19 protein-coding genes are annotated in these 19140 nt (G+C 41.3%); 12 read left to right on the top strand and 7 right to left on the bottom strand.

Annotation, left to right across the window (positions count from 1 at the left end; translation table 11 throughout):
* Positions 1–169: 169 nt before the first annotated feature.
* Positions 170–1558, top strand: a complete 1389-nt coding sequence (locus tag C6W18_RS08230; protein ID WP_034318386.1) for an MFS transporter — start codon at positions 170–172, stop codon at positions 1556–1558.
* Between the two features lie 38 nt (positions 1559–1596).
* Here C6W18_RS08230 and C6W18_RS08225 read toward each other — a convergent pair whose 3' ends face one another.
* The 3 genes from C6W18_RS08225 to C6W18_RS08215 form a co-directional block, all read right to left on the bottom strand.
* Positions 1597–2196, bottom strand: a complete 600-nt coding sequence (locus tag C6W18_RS08225) for an undecaprenyl-diphosphatase (RefSeq protein WP_034318388.1) — start codon at positions 2194–2196, stop codon at positions 1597–1599.
* Between the two features lie 111 nt (positions 2197–2307).
* Positions 2308–3495, bottom strand: a complete 1188-nt coding sequence (locus C6W18_RS08220) for an MFS transporter (protein ID WP_034318390.1) — start codon at positions 3493–3495, stop codon at positions 2308–2310.
* Between the two features lie 15 nt (positions 3496–3510).
* Entirely contained in the window at positions 3511–3924 is a 414-nt protein-coding gene (locus C6W18_RS08215; protein ID WP_105927184.1) for a MarR family winged helix-turn-helix transcriptional regulator, read from the bottom strand.
* Positions 3925–4272: 348 nt separating this feature from the next.
* On the opposite strand from C6W18_RS08215, the gene spoIIID reads away from it, so the two are divergent.
* From spoIIID to C6W18_RS08195, 4 genes are all read left to right on the top strand, one after another.
* Entirely contained in the window at positions 4273–4551 is a 279-nt protein-coding gene (gene spoIIID / locus C6W18_RS08210; protein ID WP_008343327.1) for a sporulation transcriptional regulator SpoIIID, read from the top strand.
* A gap of 184 nt (positions 4552–4735) precedes the next feature.
* Positions 4736–5737: a cell shape-determining protein Mbl gene (gene mbl / locus C6W18_RS08205; RefSeq protein WP_034318394.1), complete on the top strand. Its 1002-nt coding sequence runs from the start codon at positions 4736–4738 to the stop codon at positions 5735–5737.
* Positions 5738–5861: 124 nt separating this feature from the next.
* The gene (locus C6W18_RS08200; RefSeq protein ID WP_034318395.1) at positions 5862–6701 is read left to right on the top strand and encodes a flagellar hook-basal body protein; all 840 of its coding nucleotides are present in this window, start codon (positions 5862–5864) and stop codon (positions 6699–6701) included.
* A gap of 30 nt (positions 6702–6731) precedes the next feature.
* Positions 6732–7550, top strand: coding sequence for a flagellar hook-basal body protein (locus tag C6W18_RS08195; protein WP_105927182.1), 819 nt, complete (start codon positions 6732–6734; stop codon positions 7548–7550).
* Positions 7551–7564: 14 nt separating this feature from the next.
* On the opposite strand, the gene C6W18_RS08190 is transcribed toward C6W18_RS08195, so the two are convergent.
* Positions 7565–8620: a tetratricopeptide repeat protein gene (locus C6W18_RS08190; RefSeq protein WP_105927180.1), complete on the bottom strand. Its 1056-nt coding sequence runs from the start codon at positions 8618–8620 to the stop codon at positions 7565–7567.
* Between the two features lie 219 nt (positions 8621–8839).
* Here C6W18_RS08190 and fabZ point away from each other — a divergent pair, with 219 nt between their 5' ends.
* Both fabZ and mscL read left to right on the top strand, forming a co-directional pair.
* On the top strand, positions 8840–9274 hold the full coding sequence (fabZ, locus tag C6W18_RS08185) for a 3-hydroxyacyl-ACP dehydratase FabZ (protein ID WP_034318400.1): 435 nt from the start codon (positions 8840–8842) through the stop codon (positions 9272–9274).
* A gap of 126 nt (positions 9275–9400) precedes the next feature.
* Positions 9401–9796: a large conductance mechanosensitive channel protein MscL gene (mscL, locus tag C6W18_RS08180; RefSeq protein WP_105927178.1), complete on the top strand. Its 396-nt coding sequence runs from the start codon at positions 9401–9403 to the stop codon at positions 9794–9796.
* Positions 9797–9823: 27 nt separating this feature from the next.
* On the opposite strand, the gene C6W18_RS08175 is transcribed toward mscL, so the two are convergent.
* Complete coding sequence (locus C6W18_RS08175) at positions 9824–10234, bottom strand: YwpF-like family protein (RefSeq protein WP_003215215.1); 411 nt, start codon at positions 10232–10234, stop codon at positions 9824–9826.
* A gap of 117 nt (positions 10235–10351) precedes the next feature.
* Here C6W18_RS08175 and C6W18_RS08170 point away from each other — a divergent pair, with 117 nt between their 5' ends.
* The 3 genes from C6W18_RS08170 (at position 10352) to ytvA (ending at position 12911) form a co-directional block, all read left to right on the top strand.
* Positions 10352–10708 (top strand): hypothetical protein, encoded by a 357-nt coding sequence (locus C6W18_RS08170; protein ID WP_034318403.1) that lies wholly within the window; start codon positions 10352–10354, stop codon positions 10706–10708.
* Between the two features lie 402 nt (positions 10709–11110).
* The gene (locus C6W18_RS08165) at positions 11111–11971 is read left to right on the top strand and encodes a Cof-type HAD-IIB family hydrolase (RefSeq protein ID WP_223251676.1); all 861 of its coding nucleotides are present in this window, start codon (positions 11111–11113) and stop codon (positions 11969–11971) included.
* Positions 11972–12122: 151 nt separating this feature from the next.
* Positions 12123–12911 carry a YtvA family blue-light photoreceptor gene (ytvA, locus tag C6W18_RS08160; RefSeq protein WP_105927174.1) on the top strand — a complete coding sequence of 263 codons (789 nt, stop codon included), beginning with the start codon at positions 12123–12125 and terminating at the stop codon, positions 12909–12911.
* A gap of 77 nt (positions 12912–12988) precedes the next feature.
* Here ytvA and C6W18_RS08155 read toward each other — a convergent pair whose 3' ends face one another.
* Together C6W18_RS08155 and C6W18_RS08150 are read right to left on the bottom strand one after the other, a co-directional pair.
* Positions 12989–15766, bottom strand: a complete 2778-nt coding sequence (locus C6W18_RS08155; protein WP_105927173.1) for a DEAD/DEAH box helicase — start codon at positions 15764–15766, stop codon at positions 12989–12991.
* Complete coding sequence (locus C6W18_RS08150) at positions 15753–17360, bottom strand: SWIM zinc finger family protein (RefSeq protein WP_105927170.1); 1608 nt, start codon at positions 17358–17360, stop codon at positions 15753–15755. Before C6W18_RS08150 ends, C6W18_RS08155 begins: the two co-directional genes overlap by 14 nt.
* Positions 17361–17546: 186 nt before the next feature.
* Here C6W18_RS08150 and C6W18_RS20035 point away from each other — a divergent pair, with 186 nt between their 5' ends.
* Positions 17547–17690: a YwzD family small protein gene (locus C6W18_RS20035; RefSeq protein WP_189318061.1), complete on the top strand. Its 144-nt coding sequence runs from the start codon at positions 17547–17549 to the stop codon at positions 17688–17690.
* Positions 17691–17806: 116 nt separating this feature from the next.
* A complete protein-coding gene (locus tag C6W18_RS08145) occupies positions 17807–19126 on the top strand; it encodes a UDP-glucose dehydrogenase family protein (RefSeq protein ID WP_105927167.1) in 1320 nt (439 codons plus the stop codon).
* Positions 19127–19140 lie beyond the last annotated feature (14 nt).

Genomic DNA, 19140 nt, shown 5'->3' with positions numbered 1-19140 from the left:
ATATTCTCAATTTTGCATGTGTTTTTCTAATGTGCTCCCTTTTTAAAATGTATGTCTTGCTGTTCCAAGAGAGAACTTGAATTGATAAGGGTAAAAAAGGGAAATGAATCTCATAATAACGGAAGGATAGGCAAAGAACATGCCATATAACAATGAGGGGGATCGGTGTATGAACAAGTGGAGGGACAACCGAAAGGTCTTTTTAACCGCTATTGCTTTTGGAACGATGTTAAATCCACTGAATTCCTCGATGATTTCTTTGGCCTTGCATCAAATTCAGCATGAGTTTGGTTTGTCGTTTACGACCGTATCCTGGCTCATTTCGACTTTTTATTTAGCCAGTGCGGTGACGCAGCCGGTGAGCGGCCGGATTGGGGATCATGTGATGAGCCGGAGAACATTGTTTTTATTTGGGTTGGCTCTTGTAGCCATTTCGGCCATTTGTGCCCCTTTTGCCCCGACTTTTGCAGTGCTGATTGTGATCCGGCTGTTGCAGGCGATTGGAAGTAGTGCCATCTATCCTTCCGGTGTTGGACTCATTCGAGATCATATTAAGGAAAGACAGGCTTCGGCATTAGCGGTATTGTCCATTTTTGCTTCAGCGATGACAGCACTCGGACCAACGCTTGGCGGGTTTTTGATGACAATCGGCGGCTGGCCGGCTATCTTTTTAGTGAATCTGCCTTTTATTCTGATTAGTTTCTTTCTTGGGCTATCTTTGTTTCCGAAGGAGCAGAAGAAGAGAAAGCTCCGCATAGGAGAAACTGTACGAAAGCTCGATTTGCCAGGAATGCTTCTTTTTACAGTTTGTATTGTACTCCTGCTTTCATTTTTATTATCACTTGCTGATGGTATTCAGTATGTACAGGGCATTCTTTGTCTCCTGAGTGCAGGTGCTTTTATCTGGTGGGAATATCAGGTGGATGAACCATTTATTCAAATTCGGATGTTTCGTAAGGAGAAGCGGCTGTCGCTTGTGTATGTGCAATTTATCATCTTAAATATTTTTTTCTATTGTCTCTTTTTTGGTTTGCCGAGTTATTTCCAAGATGAATTAGGCTGGCGTGTGGAGATGACGGGTCTTTTTATGCTGTGCATGTCTGGGATGAGCATCATTGTGTCGCCGCTGACAGGAAAGTGGGTGGATCGCGGGGATGAACGTCATCCGATTTTAGCAAGTACAGTATTGATGCTGGGTGGAGCTTCTGCGATGACATTCTTTTTTATTCCTGCGCCCTTATGGGGGAAAGGAGTGGTTCTTGCGTTACTCGGACTCAGTTACGGCATTGGGAATGTTGCGCTTCAAGCTGCGATGCTAAAAGCGAGTCCTCAGCAAATGATTGGCACATCCTCCGGACTTTTTCAAACATGCCGGTACCTTGGTTCCATTCTGTCATCTGCCGTGCTTGGCATGCTGTTTGGTGAGGAAATCGCTGGTTCCCATTTTGAGCAGTTAGGCTGGACGTTGATCATCATTTCTCTTATCGGCATTGGTGTAAGTCTTTATTTTTCAAGTATGGTTAGAGGGAGACAGCCAATAAAAAAAGCAGCCGGATAAAGTGGAAGAAGAATCTTCATCACTTTATCGCGAGCCGCTTAAGAATTGGACAGGTCAGAGCCCTGATCCTTTTGCTTCCTTCTGAATATTTTCCCCATGATTGTTTCATAGAACGTCACTATGCGATCAATTGGAGCGTCAAAGAACTTCCATAATTTATTCATGATAAAGACAACCACAATCGATACGACCAAGCTGCCTAATACATCAAATGGATAATGGTGACCGACCCAGATGCGGGAGAATCCTGTAAGTAATCCAAAGACGAGCAAAATGTTGCCGAGCTTTTTATTACGGGATCTAATGGCTAATGAAAGAGCCAGTGCGCCTGTTGTATGGTCACTTGGGAAGGAAGCGTCTGCTGAGTGCGGGATGAGCGTGTCGACTTTATGCGCCACAAACGGCCGCTCTTCATAGTAAAACAGTGTAATGGCAAAATTGACGATAAGTGCCACGATACCTGTTACACCGGAGAAGAAGACATGCTTCTTAAATTTGTGATTACCTAAAAACCAGCAAATCAATAAGACAAGGGCATACACAAGAATGGCTTTTTTCGTAATGAAAATCATGGCCTGATCTAAAAACTCAGAATGATGAGCCATCCCGTGTATGACTTTAAACAATTCGTAATTCAAAACATCACCTATACTTTCGCTTAACGCCAACTATTTTTCAAACAAGCCTGTATGCTTTATTTGAAATATCCTATATTTTAGCATGTTTCCGGTGAAGTTTAAAACAGTATCCTATTCTGACAGTGAGACCTTTTGTGCTTTTGCTTCTTGGGGTTTTCGTTCGCTCCAGTAAAAAACGCCCATGCTTAGCAAGACAACGATGCCTGCAATGAGATACACATTTGAAAAGTCTGTGAAGCTGACAAGAAGACCAAATACAAATGAGCCAGCAGCAATGCCAGTATCATATAGTGTAAAGAAAGTGGCCGTTGCATAGCCCGTACGGTGAGCTGGGGAGTGCTGAATCGCTAGTGTTTGCAAACAAGGCACCAAAGATCCATAGCCGAGGCCAATCACAGCGCCTGATAAAAGAAGCATTGTCGCTGAATGTGTAGCGGTCAGCATCCATAAACCAATGGCAAAAAGGGCAATGGATGGATAGATCACAATGTGAGGTCCTACTCGGTCAAAAAGTTTGCCTGTAAACGGACGGGATCCAAGCATTGCAGCCGCAAAAACAATGAAGAAATAACTGCTTGCATCCATCAGATGAAGTGAATTGGCATAGACTGAAATAAACGAAATGATTGGCGAATAACAGAAGGAAATAATGATTCCGACTGCCGCTGTTTTTAAGGCACCTTTTTCAAAGAGGTGAGAAAAAGTGAATCGAAAGACGACGCTTCCTCCGTTTTCAGGCTCCGGCTGTCTAATCATGATCGTAAAAGCTGCTCCGATGGTGACGATGATGGAAAAGAGAAGAAATAAGGAATGGAATCCTACTTTTCCTACTTGATTCAGTGCGATAAACGGACCGATGACCACTGCCAGGTTCATTGACATCACAAAATATCCTAAGCCTTCCCCTCGTTTATTTTTCGGGATCATATCGGCAGCAATGGCACTCGCTACTGTTGTCAAAATGCTAAAAAAGATTCCTTGTACAAAACGCAGCATGAGCAGCGTTTGGAATTGATCTATTGGAATGTATAAATAAGTGAGTAAGGCAAAAGCCGTTGAAGAGAAAATCGCCATGCGTTTTTTGCCGAATTTCTCAATAATTGCTCCGGAAAACGGCCTCGTCACAATGGCGGATAATAAGAAGACCGTCACAAGGAGTCCGCCCTGTGATTCTGTTCCATTTAGTTCATCCATTGTGTAAATGGGCAACAATGTCAAAAGGGCATAAAAAGAGGTGAATGTAAATAAATTCACCAGGACAATCATGATAAAGTCTCTCGTCCAAATGCGTTCGTTCATGATGTATGTCACTTCCTATTCAGTTGATAATTTGTGTAAAAGTGTATGGAGGAGCTGTTTTTCTTCGTAGGTAAAGCCTGAAAGGCATTCTTCTTCAAATTGTTCCATCGTGCGCTTAATTTCTTCAAATCGAGCTTTTGCATTATCTGTCATCACGATGAGATTTTGGCGTTTGTCTTTTCCTTGTACACGCTTCACCCAGCCGTTTGCTTCTAAACGGGTAACGGTTCGGGTAATGGTCGGTGCTTCGACGTTCAAATATGTCCAAATGTCTTTTTGTGTTTTCGGGCCGAATGTATCCAAACAAAAAAGTACAGTCCACTGGGACATGTACAAGTCATAAGCAGCAAGCGCTTCGTTCGCCTTTTTAGACAGCAGTCGTGCGCTTTGATGTATTTGATGTAAACACTCTCTGTTTAACGTATCCATATGCTCACCTTTATTAAATATTTATCTAGGTAAATAAATTCACCTTTTCTATTTTACGTGCTTGATCCATGCTTGTAAAGTGAAAATTTTCGCCACCCGAAATGAATTTTATATTTTGCCTTTTCTGATAAATCCCTTGTCCCATCTTCATTTTTAGCATATTCCCTGTGCAATGCTAATACACTGTTACAAACCTGACAAAGAGAGTGTTTGAGGTGAGGGATCGTGTTTGGCATTTACTACCTAATGGATGAGAAATTACGACGAACAAGCGCTGCTAAAAATGGATAATCTTCATACGGATCTCATTTCACACTTCTCACATCCATTTTAGGGAGGTCGAGTGGTGTGCACGATTACATCAAAGAGCGAACAATCAAGATAGGAAAGTATATCGTGGAGACAAAGAAAACCGTTCGTGTTATTGCGAAAGAATTTGGAGTCTCTAAAAGTACTGTACACAAGGATCTAACAGAAAGACTGCCAGAAATTAATCCAGATCTGGCTAATGAAGTGAAGGAGATACTGGATTATCATAAATCAATCCGCCACTTGCGAGGAGGAGAAGCCACAAAGTTAAAGTATAAAAAAGAAGAAATTTTAGAAGGCGAGCCTGTGAAACAGTAAGCTTAGTTCTTTGTTCATAAACATGATATATATATCTTCCTCATATCGGTAGTTTCTAACCACAAAATTTGTAAAGACTTTTGTAAAGAAATATCTTTTTTTCTGCAAATTATGATAGAATATATAATTAGGGCAGAATGTGGTATTTGCTATGGAAACAGATTATCAAGGAGGATATATATAGATGTTTGCTAGGGATATTGGAATTGATCTTGGTACTGCCAATGTACTGATTCATGTCAAAGGAAAAGGAATTGTGTTGAATGAACCATCTGTAGTAGCACTTGACAAAAATAGCGGGAAAGTACTGGCTGTTGGAGAAGAGGCTAGACGTATGGTTGGACGTACGCCTGGGAATATTGTTGCGATTCGACCATTAAAAGATGGCGTAATTGCCGATTTTGAAGTAACTGAAGCAATGCTCAAGCATTTTATTAACAAATTAAATGTGAAAGGGCTGTTCTCTAAGCCTCGTATGCTCATCTGCTGCCCAACAAACATTACATCTGTTGAGCAAAAGGCGATCAAAGAAGCTGCTGAAAAAAGCGGCGGTAAGCATGTATTTCTTGAAGAAGAGCCAAAAGTAGCGGCAATTGGTGCTGGTATGGACATTTTTCAGCCAAGTGGAAACATGGTCGTAGATATTGGAGGCGGAACGACAGATATTGCTGTCATCTCTATGGGTGACATTGTAACCGCCTCTTCTATTAAAATGGCTGGAGACAAATTTGATCTGGAAATTTTGAATTACATTAAAAAAGAGTACAAGCTGTTGATCGGTGAGCGTACATCAGAGGATATTAAGATCCAAGTTGCAACGGTATTCCCAGACGCACGTAACGAAGAGATTTCGATTCGTGGACGAGACATGGTGACAGGATTACCAAGAACGATTACCGTCACAAGCAAAGAAGTAGAAGAAGCATTACGTGAATCTGTATCTGCGATTGTTCAGGCAGCGAAGCAAGTTCTTGAGAGAACACCACCTGAACTATCAGCTGATATCATCGATCGCGGAGTCATCATTACAGGTGGCGGAGGTCTTCTAAACGGGCTTGATCAATTGCTTGCAGAAGAGCTGAAAGTACCAGTTTTCGTAGCTGAAAATCCTATGGACTGTGTAGCAGTTGGTACTGGCGTGATGCTTGATAATATGGATAAGCTGCCCAAGCGTAAACTCAGCTAATGATTCCCCTCATTCTTTTTAGAAAGAATGGGGGATTTTTATTAAAGAACCCTGCAAATATGCCGATATATTTCATAGAAGATTGTGTTTAGGTCATGCGAAAGAATCTTAATGAGGTGAGCACGTGTTAAAAGGACTATACACCGCAACATCTGCCATGATCGCTCAAGAGCGACGGACAGAAATGCTTTCAAATAATATCGCAAATGCGAATACACCAGGATATAAAGCTGATGAAGGGGCAATGCGGGCGTTTCCAGAAATGCTGCTGAGCCGAATGGAATCAGGACGTTTCCAAACATCCTCAGGCAAAGGCTTTAATGTCCCACAACAAACGCCGATTGGTGGAATTAATACTGGGACATATATGCAGGAACTGATCCCTCAATTTACACAAGGAACATTAAAGACAACGGATCAAACAACAGATGTCGCACTAGTAGAAAATAATGTACCAATCAACCCAGAGACAAATCAAAAATCAGCACTATTTTATGCCGTCAACACACCAGAAGGCGTTCGTTATACGAAAAGTAGTTCTATTACATTAAACGCCCAAAATCAATTGACCATCAATGGCCGTGCCCTTCTTTCAGTGACGGGTCAGCCGATTACGGTTCAGAGTGAGAATTTCAAAGTGAATGCAGATGGAACTGTGAGTGAAAATGGGCAAAATCTCGGGCAAATCGATGTACGTGTTGCAATGGACACAAGAAATCTTGCGCGTGAAGGAAATGATTTATACCGTACGGCTGATAACCAGCCCCTGCCAAGTGCAGTAAATAACGGTCAAATGTCCTATTCGTTAAGCCAAGGTGTATCGGAGCTGTCAAACGTGGATGTGACGAAATCATATACAGAAATGACAACAGCCTATCGAGCATTTGAAACAAATCAAAAAGTTGTTCAGGCGTATGACAAAAGCTTAGAAAAAGCAGTGAATGAAATCGGAAGAGTGTACTAATCAAGAAATGAAAGGGAAAGGAGGATTCTTATGCTCAGAACAATGATTAATGCAGCTGTGTCGATGAACGAAGTGCAAAAGCAGCTTGATATTATCAGTAATAACATCGCGAACAGTGAAACAACAGGGTATCGCGCGAAAAACACCCGTTTCTCGGAGCTGGTCAGACAGCAATTTAATCAAGTAGATGAAAAAAATGAGCAGGTGGCAAACAGTCGTCTGACACCTGCTGGACTAAGACTGGGAACAGGTACAATGGTCAATGCGTCCATTAACTCATTGCAGGGGTCTATTAAAGAAACAGGCCGTGACCTTGATGTTGCGTTTGGGGCGCCATCGCAGTATTTGCAGGTCAATGCCGGCGGTAATATCCGTTATACAAGAGATGGTTCTCTTTACTTACAGCCAGGCAATAACCGTAACCAAGTTCAGCTTGTTACAAGTGAAGGTCATCCGATTCTTGATGAAAACGGAAATGAGATCGTCTTAAATGCTAATTTTCGTGATATTTCCATTGATAAAAATGGACGACTCACGGCAATTTCTAGAGATAATCAACCGAATCAGCAGGTGAATCTAGGCGTTGTACAAGTTAATAATTCTTCAGCACTCGTCTCTGAAGGAGAGAATTTGTTCTCAGTAGATGGTAACTATCAAGGTGCATTAACGGCGCTGAATGGGGCAAACCGCCAAGCCATTCAGCTTCAGCAAGGTGCACTTGAAACCTCAAATGTGGACATGTCTAAAGAATTAACTGATTTAATGACTACACAGCGCTCATATCAGATGAATTCAAGAACCATTACGATGGGTGATCAGATGCTGGGATTAGTGAATACGATTAGATAATCAGCAGGCTGATGTCAGCCTCTCATGATAAAAAAGGCGGCTCGCTCAAAGTCGCCCTTTTTTTTATAAAAATCTGAGACATCTGCAAGTAGATCCTCAAGATCAATCCAGGCTTCTTTTCGTTCAAGACATGTGACGAGTGTGGCAATCTGCTCATCTGCTTTGGGCGCTTGGTTGTAGAGAAGGAACAGGATTTGGAATTTAATTCTTAATATATCAAACTGAGAAGCAACCGCTTCTTTTAGCCCTTTTTGTATATATTTCATTCCTTCTTCGGTTAAATTTTCTTTAAAACAGGAGCGCACAGTTTCGTAGAGACACGATACGTAGGAGTGTGCGGACTTCCGGTATGCTGGGAGACGAAGCGCTTTTTTAAAGTATTCTAGCGCTCTCTTATGACGGTTTTGTCTCGACTGAATAAAACCAGCATCATAATAAACGATTCCGAGCAGTTCTTGGTCATCAATCATTTTCACGTATTCGATAATCTCAATGAAAATAGCTTCTGCTTCCTCGTATTTTTTTTGGTCGCTAAAATTAAGTGCGAGCACAATTTTACAACGATAAATGCTATGGATATCCCCGTGTTTTGCAAAGATATCCATGGCTTTTTGAATATGACGAATCGATAACAACGAGTAGCGGTTGTTATAATAAACACCACTTGTACGAAAATGGAATTCTGCTTCCTCGAGCTCATCGTTTAGTAAGGGAAGGCGTTCTTCTGCCTTTTCAAGATAATGAATGGCATCATTTTGATCGCTGTTTAAAGATTCGTATAGTCCGAGAAAGAAGTGAAAATAATATTGTAGTTCTTCGTTCATTTGATCCTTATGAAGCATCAGTTCATGTTTGAGTTTTTCTAAGTCCTCTGTCTGATTCATCCAGAGCTGATGACGGAATAGCATGAGTTGATAATGTAAATAAAGCCCCGGTTTCTTTGATAATTTACGTTTATGTTTTGATAGAGTTGTTTTGATATCTTCAGCCTTCGAAAAATGTCGATGCTTCAGCATTGTATACCACGAATGGAGAAGTTTTTTAATGGATTTATCGCTCATAAAATTCATTTTTACCCTCTTATTCAATCAATGATGTAATATATATTACCATATTTGTGAAAAAACAATGAGTGTAGTGTGGATTATATTTGATGACAATTGGCAATGGTAGATTCTATTTTCTACCATATATGTAGAGTGAACATTGAAAAATGACAGCATTCATAATATACTTTTATAGGAATCAAATGAAGATCAGCCATATAGAAAAGAAGGAGAGATCAAGATATGCTTGATGCTCAGCAAATTCAAGAGATTATTCCACACCGTTACCCATTCTTATTGGTCGACCGTATTTTAGAGGTTGAAGGTGAGAAAAGAGCGGTTGGGATTAAAAATGTAACAGTCAATGAAGAATTCTTTAACGGTCATTTCCCAGGATACCCAGTCATGCCGGGTGTACTTATTGTGGAAGCACTCGCACAGGTTTTTGGGGTGATTATGTTGGGCAAAGAAGAAAACAAAGGGAAAATTGGTTTATTCGCTGGGATTGACGGCTGCCGATTCAAAAGACAGGTCAAGCCTGGTGATCAGCTACGTTTAGAGGTTGAAGTGACGCGTCTCCGTGGTCCGGTTGCAAAAGGAAAAGCGGTAGCTACAGTCGATGGCGAAGTTGCATGTGAAGCAGAACTTACATTTTCTATCGGTCCTAAAGTATCATGATTTGCCTAGCGGTTCATCTTGTATGAACCGCTTTTTATATGGGAAAGCTCAGTCTGAAAGGACCAGGACTTGCATTTTTGACAAAAAAACGTCATATTAGACAAAAAAAGATGAAGGTGATAAAGGATGCTGAAAGAATTTAGAGAGTTTGCAGTTAAGGGGAATGTTATTGACCTGGCTGTAGGTGTCATCATTGGGGGAGCATTTGGCAAAATTGTCACTTCTCTTGTGAATGATTTGATCATGCCACTTGTCGGTATTATTATCGGGGGACATGATTTTAGCAATTTAGCCATTAAAATCGGATCTGCTCAAATTTTGTATGGTAACTTCATTCAAACAGTGATTGATTTCTTGATTATCTCGTTTTCCATTTTTATCTTTATTCGTTATTTGAATAAATTAAAACGGAAAAAGGTAGAGGAAGAAGAGGCTGTGGAAACACCAGATCAATCAGAGGTTTTACTAACTGAAATTAGAGATCTATTGAAAAATCAAAGCCAATCTAAAGATGTGCAATAGAAAAAGAGCGGCTAATCCCGCTCTTTTTTATGTGTTTTGTTTAAAAGCATCCAGCAGTTTTTCTCCTGAAAGCCCCTCTTTGACGAGGTCTTTTAATACTTCTTCGGTTTCTGTTCTGTAACGATTTGTAATCATTTTACCATCGAGTAACACAGAAATGTTTTCTTCTAAGGCAACGATGTTTTTGACTTGGACAGATAGATGAACAGGGCGGTTGTTTTCTTTAGTGATCGTCACGAGAATCTTCACTTCTGTGTGCTGCTGAAAGAGCACCTCAAACACCTGTCTATGCTTCTTTGGAATGAGTGCCTCGATCATCCAGTGATTTTCACCGTCTTCTTTATTAATGATTAAACCGTCGCGAAGAGGAATGCTGGACATTTTATCTTGCTTTGGATCAAGTTCGATTTTGAGATCAATCAGCCTAAAGGTTTTCATATTTATCACCTCACAAGCGTTCGTTATTCGTATGTATCATTATAGCATACAACATCTGTATAAATGAAACCGCTGCCTACTCAGAACTAGCTGCATATAAGTGAAAGGAGATATTTTATGGAGTCCTATCAACTGCGAAAAATACATATCGGTGAGGAGAAGGCAAAAAGCAATATGCGAGTATATTCATGGGGAGACATTCTTTCATTTTGTGATGTGTATATGGAAGAAGGCGAGTCTCTCACTTTTCAATACGTCACAGAGGATCAAATGGATTGCTTTGAATTTCAACTGTCCATTCATGACGGGCGGCTTTGTTTTTATTGGTTTGCGTGGGACGGATCTGATTATATTCACATGCCTTCTAGTAATTGGATTCATTCAGATATTTTTAATCAATTTATGAAAAATAAGTATTTCGTCAAACAAAACAAGATGATGTTTTATACTCAAGCGGTAAAAAACAAAAATTAACGAGGAAATAGAGAATTTGAAGGGCGATTTTGACATTTTCATGTTTTGTCACATACAACCTTTCTCAGTAGACTAGGGGTAGTTGAAAGGAAAGGAGGCCAGTCTTGATTCAAAAGGTAAACGTCTAGCATCTCATAGCCCCCCTCTAGCTAAAGCTGATAGACTTTGCCTAGTGCAAATGAACACTGCGTAATAGAACCGATGCTTCTTTGTATAGGTCATGTGTCCCCTATAATCCCCTTATATGTATCCGGTCATGTTTCATGGCCGGGTACCCTTTTATTCACTGATAAGCCGATCATCCCTTGCAAATAGTGGATACTCATTTCATAATGATGGTGGATTTGATCAGTGGTATGTCAATTGAAAATGGAGACAAAAAAGGAGAGAACGATGACAAACATTCAATTAATCGCAACGGATTTAGACGGAACTTTATTAAACAGTGAACACAAAGTGAGTCAGGAAAACGAGCAGGCATTAAAGGAAGCATCAGCGAATGGGATTGAGGTTGTCGTTTCAACAGGAAGAGCGTATTTTGATGTGAAGTCTATTTTTGATCAGCTTGGTATGAATACGTGGGTGATTAGTGCGAATGGAGCTGTGATTCATGATCCAAGTGGACAAGTGTATCACTCAGCTACTTTACAAGAAGAAAAGGCCAAACACATATTATCATGGCTTGAGGAACGTGATTATTACTATGAAGTCTTTACGAATGAGGCCATTTTCACACCGAATAGCGGTAGAGAGCTTCTTGCGATCGAAATGGACCGTTTAAAAAGTGCAAATCCAGAAACGGATCGAAGTGTTCTAAAGCAAGCGGCAGAAGTTCAATACAGCCAGTCGGGTTTTGCCTATATTGATACATATAAAGAATTGTTTCGTGAGGATCAAAAGCTTTCATTTTATAACATCTTAGGCTTCTCTTTTTTTCAAGACAGACTGAAAGCCGGATGGGATACATTTGGACATGATTCAGATTTAACATTGGTCAGCTCAGCTGATCATAACTTTGAGATTGGTTCAAAGGATGCGTCTAAAGGGCAGGCATTAACTAGGCTAGCAGAAAGGCTTGATATTCCTTTAAGCCAGACAGCAGCTGTAGGAGACAGCTTAAATGACAAATCGATGCTTCAAGTAGCTGGTGTTGGGGTTGCGATGGGGAATGCAAGAAAGGATATAAAAGAAATAGCTGATCAGGTCACGTTAACAAACGATGAACATGGTGTGGCACATATGATTCGACACCTTTTGAAATAGACGAATCGGATGTATTGGTATAAATCATATAGGATAAAGCGCATTCTACAAAAGAGGAATTCAGAACTACTTCTATTTACACCTGATGTGGAACATCATATAATTTAATTATGAATATAACCCGCTTGTAAGGATTAAGGAGAGTAAACGAATGGCGCTGGAATCTTATAAGTCCGAAAATCTTCATTTAATCAAGGAAGCCTTAGACTATACTCAGGTCGGCCTGACGGTGACGGACCCGTCTTTACCTGATAATCCTTTAATATATGTGAACAAGGGCTTTTTAGATATGACAGGCTATCAAGAAGCAGAAGTACTAGGGAAGAATTGTCGTTTCCTTCAAGGAGATGAAACTGAGCAAATCGCTTTAAATCACATTAGAACAGCCATTGAGAACAAAGAGGCTGTCACTGTTCAGTTGAAAAATCACAAAAAATCTGGGCAAATGTTTTGGAACGAGTTAAGTGTGGCTCCTCTTTGGATTGATGAAAATGAAGGAAAACGTCTTTATTTCGTTGGATTACAAAAAGATGTCACGAAAGAGAAGGAGCAGCAGGAGCTTCTTGAGCAATCGATTGATGAAGTGTTGAATATTTCTGTCCCAATTGTTCCGGTGAAGGATGGTATCTCTGTGTTACCGATCATTGGTACGTTAACAGCGCCAAGATTTGATAAAATCATCTCAACGGTCTCCACCTATATCTCTCAATCCAAGGATGATTATTTCATTGTGGATCTGTCTGGTTTATTAGAGGTGGACTCATTTGTGGCAGATGCGATCTTTAAGCTGAACGATTTAATTTTAATGACTGGCACTGAACTGATTGTGACAGGAATTAAACCAAATCTTGCGATGAAAATGGGAGAAATGAGAGAGGACTTCCGTGATTTGAATACGTATATGAACGTGAAATCTGCATTGAAAAAGCTGCAAATTTAACAATCTTCTAGCATGAATATGAAATTAAAAAAGAGGCCTTTTCATCAAGCTTGTGAAAAGGCCTCTTTTTGTTGTGATTAAGATGATTGAGCTGCCGCACTTAATGTGAATAAATCCTCTAGTTCGTTCGTCGATAGCTCTGTAATCCAGCTTTCACTTTGGATAATTTGATCATTTAATGTTTGTTTTGTTTCGAGCATTTGATCGATTTTTTCCTCAATCGTGCCGGTTGTAATCATCTTATGGACGTGAACAAATCGTTTTTGTCCAATACGATAAGCACGGTCTGTCGCTTGGTTTTCCACAGCAGGATTCCACCATCTATCGTAGTGAATGACATGATTTGCGGCGGTTAAGTTGAGTCCTGTTCCTCCTGCTTTTAAAGAAAGAATTAAGATGTTGAATTCTTTCTTCTGGAAGCGTTCCACCATTTTGTCCCGCTCCTGTTTTGATAAGCTGCCATTTAAAAATTGAACAGGTTCTCCAAACATCTTCTCCGCTAGCTGCTTGATCATGTTGCCCATTTCAATATACTGCGTAAAAATGAGGCAGCTTTCTCCTTGTTCATGTATCGCTTTTAACAGCTCTGCTAATTTATCCATTTTTAATGAACGTTTCAGCAGCTTCACATCTGTCCCGCTTTCTTTTAAATAGAGAGCAGGGTGATCGCAAATCTGTTTGAGTCTGCCGAGCATACTTAAAATAATGGCTTTCCGCTGCATCCCTGTTAATGAAGCCATATGTTCGAATGTATCCTTGACGAGCTGTTCATATAAAGAAGCCTGTTCAGCGGATAGTGGGATGAATTCTTTTTCTTCTAGTTTCTCAGGCAGATTCAGAGCGACCTCTTCATCTTGTTTTGTTCGTCTTAATAAGAAAGGTTTGATCAGCTGCTGCAGCTGTTCGATTCTTTTCTCTTCACGATCTTTTTCAATCGGAAGAACGAACTTCTTATGAAAGCTGGTCAGGCTGCCGAGATACCCTTTGTTGACGAAGTCGAAAATGGACCAAAGCTCCGTCAAGCGGTTCTCCATTGGTGTACCGCTGAGGGCAATGTGATGCTGTCCTTTTAATTGCCTGATCGCTCGCGATTGTTTCGTATGGGCATTCTTGATGTTCTGGGCTTCGTCTAAACAAATGGTATTCCACTTTGCTGATGTTAATTCATCGCGATCAGAATGTGAGAGTCCGTAAGACGTCAGAACAATATCTGTTGACTCGTATGCTTTTGTAAAGTTCTCCCCTTGTGGGCGTGATGGCCCGTAATGCAAGGCGACACTCAAATGTGGTGCAAATGTTTCAAGCTCTCGTTGCCAGTTTCCTAAAACAGAGGTTGGCGTAATGATGAGAGATGGAGCAGTCGTTTGCTGCTGCTCCTTCAAATAGGTGAAATACGCGATCATTTGAATCGTTTTTCCAAGTCCCATATCATCTGCTAAACAAGCCCCGAACCCATGAGATCTTAAAAATAGAAGCCAGTTCACACCGTGCTGCTGATACGGACGTAGCGTGCCTTTAAAGGACTCACTCATTTCGTAAGAAGGCAGCTCATGTGTATCATTTAACTGGTGGACCAGTCCTCTTAATTGAGATGAAAGTTCAAATTGAATATGGGCAAATGCGGTACTATCCAAAAGCTCTGGGATGGCTTCAGAGGATGCCTCTTGATCTGCCAGTTCACGTGACAAGATATCAGACATATGAAGCCCTTCGTTTTCGGCACGCTCCATCCATTTTTTCATTTGCTGGATGAAGGTCGGATCTATTTTGATCCATTGCCCGCGAATATTGACAAGGCGTCGTTTACTTTGGACAAGCTCGTTGAACTCATCTTCTGTCAGCTCGATGCCGTTTGTCGCAAAGCGCCAATTAAAGTCCATTAAGGCATCCATTCCGACGTGCGATTCGCCTCGTGGTGTAGATGAAATCCTTGCTTTTAGCATCATCGTGCTTTCCTTTACGATTTGCCACCACGACGGGAGCAGGATCTCAATGCCCATATTGACAAGTGTTTCACTTGCTTCAGATAGGAAAAGCCACGCTTCTTCTTCTGACATGAGCGTAGTGCCAGATGTGAAAGAGAGCCAAGGAACGATCTGACTGAATCGCTCCAGCTCTCTTGAGATTTTTTCTTGATATGGACGCCAAGATTTTTTTAATGAACGGATGCCTTCAAAGAAATGAAGGTCACTGTTTTTCTTATCGCGTAAAAACAATTCGATTTTCCAATCATCCCCGTCGAAATCTGGCTCATCTAAGCGCAAGCCGACAGTGAAAGGTGTCTCATCATCAATCCAGCCAATCGTCTCCAAGAAATCCTGCTCATCTAAAAAATGCCCTTGGAAGGATGAAAGCGCAGGCGATTGTGCAGTCATGCGGTTCCATTTGTGCTGCAAGGCATCATCATATTGAATGTAATCCTGTACGGCAAAGGAGAACCAATCAGCCGTATAGCCATCTAATATGCCTTCTTTGTCTTTAAACCGAAGTACACCTTCTGTCCATGCTTCGTAATCGGGAATGAAATCTTCATCCTCGATGAATTCGTAAATGGTAGAGGCTGTTTTCATCAGCGGCTCGGTTTCATCCGTCAATGTCACGTGACTAAAGGTATTAAATGAATTTTTCCCTAGCAGTTCAACGGTCATCCAAGGGCTTAACAGGAAGGCAGGTGTGCCAATAAAGCTCACATCTTCTAAGAACGTTCCGTAAAAAGAAGATTCGTGCCATTGGAAAAGTTGTCTTTTCATTTCATTAAGCGGAACAGGGTGTCCGTCCTCTGCTTGCGCTGAAATGGTGAAAGAGAAATCTTCTGTTTGTTCTGCATGAATGACAATTTGTTTATGGCGTGTCATCAATTAATTTTCCTTTCTTCATTTCCTCTTGGAACGCACGCAGCCGTTTCGTTGAATCTTGCAGCTGCTTCACATATCTTTCCCAAATCGCGGTTTTTTTCGTTTTATGATAAAGCGTACGCAGTTTCTTGAGCATTTTCACAGACTCTCGATAGGCACTTCGATTCTTTTGATCGAGAAGCAGTGCGATTTCACGGTGGTACGATGGAATGAGCGCTTCAGGCTCCTCTTTTGCAATCTGTTTGATTAGTTCCTTTTCCAATTCACTGATGGAGAAACCAACAAGGCTGTGAATCTCAATCCATTCTGCATATCGCTGCTGTGCATATAAAAGCTGACTATATTCAGTAAAAGCATAGGGCATGCAGATTTGGCAATAACGTTCATATAAATGATGATCCTTCGTCTGCTTAAAGTACGCATCTAAATAAAAGAAGAAATCACTGACGGCTCCTCGCAGTTCTCTGTAGGAAAGATCCAGCTGGCAATATTCTTCTAATACATAGGAGATCTCGTTATACCAAAGCTTGAGTCGTTTCCAGTCCTTGCGGTTTGTGAGATCCTTCAGCCAATTGAGCACATTTGGCAGCATATCTGCATTGAGCAGCTGTAATTGCTGAAAGAGCCTTTCGTCTTCTTTGAGCAAATAATCCATGTGCATGAGCCCGATGGTGCGTTCAACCGTTTGTTCTTGCTGCTGAGCGTTCTTTAATAATTCTGTTTCTTTTTTGACCCATTTTCCTCTATTTAATATGGTTCCCCAAATCTCCATAAAGACCGCTACTCGTTCATGCTGGAAAGGTCCGCTTATTTGAAGAAGGGTCCGAACGGCAGTTGGTGTGTTTTCAAGAAACGGATCGAGGGAAAAGGAAAGGGCGTATGTCTTCAAATGATCCACTGAATCAAAAATGGTGTTCATGAGCTGTTCTACATATGGATTCATGGAATAAAAATCCTTTTCGGCATCGAGTTGGCCGAGGTCAATCAGCTCATGGAGCCGTAACCACACATCGATGGATGTATGAATCGCATACAAACTTTTGAATTCAGGTGAAGTAGGTGCGTGTTTTTTCAGGATCGATAAATAACCGTAATACAAATGCTGTGGTGTTTGCTGATGCTTCGGTGTCCGTTTCAGCCAGAGGTTAAATTCCTCTTGGAAAAAAGACAGCCAGCTTTGGAGTGATTGTTCGTCTGGGCGCTTCACCTGGAAGTGCTGTCGAATCAACTCTTTGCTGCGCTGTAACTCATCCTTTTCTGACCAATTTTCTGTAAAGCTGGTCACACTCTCTACTTGAGCGTATAGCGAAAAGAAGACAGCGAGAATATGTTTACAAAGTCCATCAGCTGGACAAGTGCATCTACTGATGATTGGTAACAATAGTTGCAGATTAACCTTTGCTGCCACGACATCATGTACATAAGCTGACCATTCGGTATCAGACTCTTGCTTGAGACGATATACGCTGTCCTGTCTATAAGTAATCAATGCTTTTTTGATGAGTTGTTTGTTTTCATCTGTCGCAGGAAGAAGTTCTTTGATCTGTTCGGCTGTTTGTTTGACTTCTTCTTCGTTGAAGTTGTGCTGAAGCATTTGATCCGCTCCTAACCAAGTAAAAGATTCCAATTCTTTTATTATAGCTCAATGGTGATTTATAAAAAAGTTTTTCATGAAAATGGTCATAAATTTCAAAAGCTGTCGAATGATGTATTAGAGTATTGCATAAACCAACCTTACAGCATATAATAATGAAATTAGTGGAATCGAAAGGATACAGACATGGATAATAAGGGTTTAAATCAAGAAGAGTTTTTAAAGATTTTGATGTACGCTCATGATATTGGTGAAAATTCAAAAGATGTCACAACTAAAGAAATGCTTGAAAATCTGATTGCTCATATTCGAAATGGTCTTGTTTCATAAAAATGACCCCCTGCTAGTTGCGGCAGGGGGTTTTTGTATGCTTTTATGAATGGAAAGAAAAACCCCGGCATACGATGACATTACAAGCATAAGGAGTATGGGGAGCTGATGGTGTCATGAATATTGCGATTGCAGGCTGTGGGTATGTGGGGCTTGTCACGGGAGTGTGTTTAGCAGAGGCAGGGCATGACGTGACATGTATTGATATTGACCGCCGAAAGGTCATGCAGCTGAAGCAGGGAAATCCTCCGATGTATGAACCCGGGTTAAAAGAGCTGCTGAAACGGAATCTTGAGCAAGGACGAATTCATTTCCACGTCAATGGAGTAGCAGCCTACCCGCGGGCTGATGTGTTAATGATTGCCGTCGGTACCCCGCAGCAGGCAGATGGTCAAGCCGATTTGCAGTATGTGTTTCAGGCTGCAAAAGAGATGGGCATAAAAGCAAAGTCAGGTGCGGTGCTTGTGGTGAAAAGTACAGTGCCTGTAGGAACAGGGGATCAACTCGATCGTTTGATTCATCAAGAATTAGGGCGGAATGAGCCGTTATTTATCGCATCTAATCCGGAATTTTTACGGGAGGGGTCCGCCATTTCAGATACATTGAGAGCGGATCGGCTTGTGATTGGAGCTGAAACAAAAGCCGTATTAGACCAGCTAGAGGACATGTATGTAGATTTCCACCTTCCAGTTGTGAAAACAGATCGTAAAAGTGCAGAAATGATCAAGTACGCATCAAATGCTTTTCTAGCGACAAAAATTAGCTTTATGAATGAAATTGCTTCGATTTGTGAAAAAACAGGTGCTGATGTTGAATGGGTGGCACAGGGAATGGGGCTTGATCAGCGGATCGGTTCTTCGTTTCTCAGGGCGGGTATTGGCTACGGAGGTTCTTGTTTTCCAAAGGATACAAATGCACTTGTCCAAATCGCAGGGCATGTGTCCCATGATTTTGAGCTGTTAAAGGCTGTGATCAAAGTAAACAATGAGCAGAAAGCCAGTTTTATCCGAAGTATTCAGGAGCGGCTGGGGGGAAATCTGGAAGGGAAGCGAATCGCACTTCTTGGTCTGTCCTTTAAGCCAAATACAGATGATATGAGGGAGGCGCCATCGATCCAGATTGCTCATGAGCTCCATCAATTAGGCGCGGAGCTGGTGGCCTATGATCCTGTTGCTGTACGCAAGGCAGCCCGTGAACTGCCTGATCAAGTCTTTTTTGCTCAAACCATTGAAGAAGCGATAAAGGGTGCCAATGCGGTCTGTATATTAACTGAGTGGGCGGATATACAGGCTTTTCCTCTCTCAGGCTATAAGGAATGGATGAGACAGCCGCTCATTTTTGATGGTCGAAACTGCCATACGCTTGAAGCGGCAGAGCGAGCAGGGATCGAATATCATTCTATTGGACGTAGGCCGGTCTCTCCTATTTATATGTAAAAGAAAACCGATAA

This window comes from Bacillus sp. LLTC93, from assembly GCF_002993125.1.
In the GTDB taxonomy this organism is placed as follows: Bacteria; Bacillota; Bacilli; order Bacillales; family Bacillaceae; genus Bacillus; species Bacillus zhangzhouensis.
This window is presented reverse-complemented; position numbering and strand designations above follow the sequence as displayed.

What these genes read in the sequence shown, in the direction of transcription:
- C6W18_RS08150 (WP_105927170.1), bottom strand. Translation starts at nt 17,360, where the DNA reads ATGCTTCAGCACAACTTCAACGAAGAAGAAGTCAAACAAACAGCCGAA.
- fabZ (WP_034318400.1), top strand. Translation starts at nt 8,840, where the DNA reads ATGCTTGATGCTCAGCAAATTCAAGAGATTATTCCACACCGTTACCCA.
- mbl (WP_034318394.1), top strand. Translation starts at nt 4,736, where the DNA reads ATGTTTGCTAGGGATATTGGAATTGATCTTGGTACTGCCAATGTACTG.
- C6W18_RS20035 (WP_189318061.1), top strand. Translation starts at nt 17,547, where the DNA reads ATGGATAATAAGGGTTTAAATCAAGAAGAGTTTTTAAAGATTTTGATG.
- C6W18_RS08230 (WP_034318386.1), top strand. Translation starts at nt 170, where the DNA reads ATGAACAAGTGGAGGGACAACCGAAAGGTCTTTTTAACCGCTATTGCT.
- C6W18_RS08170 (WP_034318403.1), top strand. Translation starts at nt 10,352, where the DNA reads ATGGAGTCCTATCAACTGCGAAAAATACATATCGGTGAGGAGAAGGCA.
- C6W18_RS08145 (WP_105927167.1), top strand. Translation starts at nt 17,807, where the DNA reads ATGAATATTGCGATTGCAGGCTGTGGGTATGTGGGGCTTGTCACGGGA.
- C6W18_RS08220 (WP_034318390.1), bottom strand. Translation starts at nt 3,495, where the DNA reads ATGAACGAACGCATTTGGACGAGAGACTTTATCATGATTGTCCTGGTG.
- ytvA (WP_105927174.1), top strand. Translation starts at nt 12,123, where the DNA reads ATGGCGCTGGAATCTTATAAGTCCGAAAATCTTCATTTAATCAAGGAA.
- C6W18_RS08155 (WP_105927173.1), bottom strand. Translation starts at nt 15,766, where the DNA reads ATGACACGCCATAAACAAATTGTCATTCATGCAGAACAAACAGAAGAT.
- C6W18_RS08195 (WP_105927182.1), top strand. Translation starts at nt 6,732, where the DNA reads ATGCTCAGAACAATGATTAATGCAGCTGTGTCGATGAACGAAGTGCAA.
- C6W18_RS08175 (WP_003215215.1), bottom strand. Translation starts at nt 10,234, where the DNA reads ATGAAAACCTTTAGGCTGATTGATCTCAAAATCGAACTTGATCCAAAG.
- C6W18_RS08190 (WP_105927180.1), bottom strand. Translation starts at nt 8,620, where the DNA reads ATGAATTTTATGAGCGATAAATCCATTAAAAAACTTCTCCATTCGTGG.
- C6W18_RS08215 (WP_105927184.1), bottom strand. Translation starts at nt 3,924, where the DNA reads ATGGATACGTTAAACAGAGAGTGTTTACATCAAATACATCAAAGCGCA.
- mscL (WP_105927178.1), top strand. Translation starts at nt 9,401, where the DNA reads ATGCTGAAAGAATTTAGAGAGTTTGCAGTTAAGGGGAATGTTATTGAC.